At 69.3% G+C, this 3,806-nt stretch carries 4 protein-coding genes; 3 read left to right on the top strand and 1 reads right to left on the bottom strand.

Annotated elements, in window-relative coordinates:
- From ACOADB_RS29140 to ACOADB_RS29130, 3 genes are all read left to right on the top strand, one after another.
- Positions 1-1,122, top strand: a 1,122-nt coding sequence (locus tag ACOADB_RS29140; protein ID WP_378607532.1) for an aldehyde dehydrogenase family protein, incomplete at its 5' end; no start/stop codon positions are given.
- A 22-nt stretch (positions 1,123-1,144) separates the two neighbouring features.
- Positions 1,145-1,984, top strand: coding sequence for an SDR family oxidoreductase (locus tag ACOADB_RS29135; RefSeq protein WP_378607529.1), 840 nt, complete (start codon positions 1,145-1,147; stop codon positions 1,982-1,984).
- Positions 1,981-3,402 carry a cytochrome P450 gene (locus ACOADB_RS29130; RefSeq protein WP_378607526.1) on the top strand — a complete coding sequence of 474 codons (1,422 nt, stop codon included), beginning with the start codon at positions 1,981-1,983 and terminating at the stop codon, positions 3,400-3,402. The genes ACOADB_RS29135 and ACOADB_RS29130 overlap by 4 nt, the downstream gene beginning before the upstream one ends.
- A gap of 1 nt (position 3,403) precedes the next feature.
- Here ACOADB_RS29130 and ACOADB_RS29125 read toward each other — a convergent pair.
- A partial coding sequence (locus ACOADB_RS29125; RefSeq protein ID WP_378607523.1) for a DUF445 domain-containing protein occupies positions 3,404-3,806 on the bottom strand: 403 nt, incomplete at its 5' end.

Raw genomic sequence — 3,806 nt, 5'->3', positions numbered from 1 at the left:
TCGGCCCGACTCCCCCTGCCGTTCCTGCCGGGCAGGGGGAGCATCCGGCACGAACCGCGCGGCGTCGTGCTCGTCATCGCCCCGTGGAACTACCCCGTCTACCTCCTCGCGACTCCTCTCGCCGCGGCGCTGGCAGCGGGCAACGCCGTCGTCTGCAAGCCGTCCGAGCTGGCCCCGGCGACATCGGCGCTGATCACCAGGCTGGCCGGCGAATACCTCGACCCGAGCGCCATCGCCTTCGTCGAGGGCGGCGTCGAGGAGACGACCGCCCTGCTGGAGCAGAAGTTCGACCACATCCTCTACACCGGAAACGGGACGGTCGGGCGCATCGTCGCCTCGGCCGCGGCGCGCCACCTCACGCCCACCACCCTGGAGCTCGGTGGCAAGAGCCCGGCGATCGTGGACCGCGACGCCAACCTGAAGCAGGCCGCCAGCCGGATCGCCTTCGCCAAGTGGTCCAACGCCGGGCAGACCTGCATCGCCGTCGACCACGTGTGGGTCCACCACGACGTGCACGACGAGCTCGTCGAGCGCCTGGCCACCGAGGTCCGCGAGCGCTACGGCGACGACCCGAAGCAGAGTCCTGACTTCGGCCGCATCGTCAACGAGCGACACACCGCACGGATCGCCGGCCTGATCGACGGTGGCGGCTACGACGACGTCGCGTTCGGGGGCGACATCGATCTCGAGAGCAGGTACGTCGCGCCGACCGTGCTCACCGGGGTCAAGCCCGACGCCGCCGTGATGGGCGAGGAGATCTTCGGACCGGTCCTGCCGGTGCTCGGCTTCGGCGACATCAGCGAGCCGATCGAGCACGTCAACAAGGGCGACCATCCGCTGGCCCTGTACGTCTTCTCGCGCCGCAACAGCGACCGGGTGCTGGCAGCGACGACATCCGGCGGAGCCTGCGTGAACGACACGATGATGCAGGTCTTCCCGCCCTCGCTCCCGTTCGGTGGCGTCGGCGAGAGCGGGTACGGCGCGTACCACGGCAAGTGGGGGTTCGAGACGTTCAGCCACCGGCGCGCGATCTACCGGCGCCCGGGGTTCTTCGTCGAGCCGGCCCTCGCCAAGGCGCCGTACACCGAGACCAAGCAGCGGCTCGCCCGCTTCGTCTACTGATTCCACGGCAAGGGAGAGCACCATGAGCAAGCGACTCACCGGCCGCGTCGTGGCCATCACCGGCGCCGGGCGGGGCATCGGCGCCGCGACCGCGCAGGCCCTCGTCGCCGAGGGCGCACACGTCGCCATCGGCGACATCGACCTCGACATCGCGAAGGCGACGGCAGAGCGGATCGGGGGCGACACCCTGGCCCTGCCCCTCGACGTCACGTCCGCCGAGAGCGTGACGAGCTTCCTCGACACGGTCGAGTCGAGCCTGGGCCCGATCGACGTCTACATCAACAACGCCGGCGTGATGCCGCTGTCGGCCCTCCTCGACGAGGACGACGCCACCATCGACCGGATCTTCGCCATCAACACCCGGGCGATGATCCACGGGACCCGCGAAGCCGCACGACGGATGCTCCCGCGCGGGCGTGGCCACATCGTCAATGTCGCCTCCACCGCCGGCAAGGCGGGGATCGCGGGCAGCGCGACGTACAGCGCCTCGAAGGCCGCCGTCATCCAGTACACCGAGGGCGCGTACGCCGAGCTGCACCCCCGCGGCCTCGACTTCTCGGTCGTGATGCCCGGGATCACCCGGACCGAGCTGACCGCCGGGGTCGAGGACATGCCGGCGTTCCGGGCGATCACGCCCGAGTCCGTGGCGGACGCGATCGTGGCCACGGTGGTCAAGCCACGCTTCGAGGTCTACGTGCCGTCCTCGGCGCGACCGCTCCTCAACGTGACCCGGCTGCTCCCCTTCTCCGTCGGCCAGTGGATCGGCAAGAAGATGGGCGCCGACCATGTGTTCATGGACGCGCTCGACCGCCCCGAGCGGTCGTCGTACGAAGCGCGGGCGACGGGGAAGGACGAACAGTGAAGAGGCCGACCCTCCTGCACTTCCCGGGCGACGCGCTGCTGATGGTGGCCGGTGAGCGCATCGGCACCAGCCCGGTCACCCTCGCCGAACCCCCGGCCGGCACCCAGCTGAAGCCGGTCATCGGTGAGCGCGGGCTCCCGTTCGTGGGAAAGACACTGACGCTGATCCGCGAAGGGTTCCACGCGGCGGCCGACATGCAGGAGAAGTACGGCAACGTCTACTGGAGCCGTGCGTTCGCGACCGACGTCGTGTGGGCGATCGGGCCCGACGCCGTCCAGGAAGTGCTCCAGAACAAGGGCAAGGTCTACTCGCAGTCGGGGTGGGAGTACTTCATCGGCCCGTTCTTCACGCGGGGCCTGATGCTGCTCGACGGCCAGGAGCACCTGCTCCATCGCCGGATCATGCAGGAGGCGTTCACGAGGCCCCGCCTGGAGGCCTACCAGGACCGGGTCCAGCGCATCATCGACCGGACCGTCCCGACCTGGCCGACCGACGAGCCGATGCCGATGTACCCCGCGGTCAAGTCGCTCTCCCTGGACGTGGCCACCGAGATCTTCATGGGCACCGAGCCGAACGACGAGACCCACGGACTCACCCAGGCCTTCATCGACGCGGTCCGCGCGGGCACCGGGCTGATCCGCGCCGACGTGCCGCTCCTCCCGACCCGGTGGGGCAAGGGCCTGCGGGGACGCAAGACCCTCGACGCCTACTTCCGGGCGCAGATCCCGGCGAAGCGGGTCTCGGACCACGACGACCTGTTCGCCGCGCTCTGCCACGTCGAGACCGACGACGGCCTCAAGTTCACCGACGACGACATCGTCAACCACATGATCTTCCTGATGATGGCGGCGCACGACACCACGACGATCACCGCGACCGCGATGACCTACTACCTCGCGAAGCATCCCGAGTGGCAGGACAAGGCGCGCGCCGAGTCGCTCGCACTGGCGACGCCTGCGCCCACGATCGACGAGCTCGACACGCTGGTCACCCTGGAACTGGTGTTCAAGGAGGCCATGCGCCTGGTCGCTCCCGTCCCGGGCCTGGTCCGCCGGACCACCGAGGACACCGACCTGAACGGGCACTTCGTCCCGAAGGGAACCATGGTCGTCGTCGCACCCGGCGCGACCCACTCCCTCGGGGACCACTGGGTCAACGTCGACGACTTCGACCCGCTGCGCCACGCAGAGCCGCGCAACGAGCACAAGGCCCACCGCTTCGGCTACGTGCCCTTCGGCGGCGGCGCCCACAAGTGCATCGGGATGGCGTTCGGCACCAACGAGGTCAAGGCCCTGCTCCACGCCATGCTGTCGACCTACCAGTTCGAGATCCCCGCGGACTACGAGATCGAGTGGGACAACACCTCGCTCGTCATGCCGACCGACGACTTCCCGGTCACGCTGCGCCGGCTGGGCTGACTCAGCGAGCGAAGTGCTCGATGACGAGGACCTGGATCTCGCCGACGATGCCGCCCAGGACGGCGCCCACCGAGATCATCAGCCACTCGTCGTCCTTGAACACCGGGCGCATGATCGACTCGTACTGCTCGGGCGTGAGCTGGCTCATCTTGTCCACGATGAGGTTCTCGACGTCGAAGGTGCGCTCCGCGTAGCCGGTGGCCTGCGCCATGGTGTCGGGGATGAGCGCGATGACCCGCTCCACGACGGCGTCCTTGGCCGCGCGGTAGCGCTGGGTGCCGACCGCGAGTCGCACGAGCGGCTGCGCGAAGCCGGACTGCGCGTCGATGCTGCGTGAGATCTCGCGTTCGATCGCCGAGAACAGCCGGTCGGCCGTCGGGCCGTGCAGGATCGCCTCGAAGATG

This window comes from Nocardioides sp. CPCC 206348 (assembly GCF_048654705.1).
GTDB lineage: Bacteria > Actinomycetota > Actinomycetes > Propionibacteriales > Nocardioidaceae > Nocardioides.
Note: the sequence above shows the minus strand (reverse complement) of the source record. Positions and strands in the feature narration are given on the sequence as shown.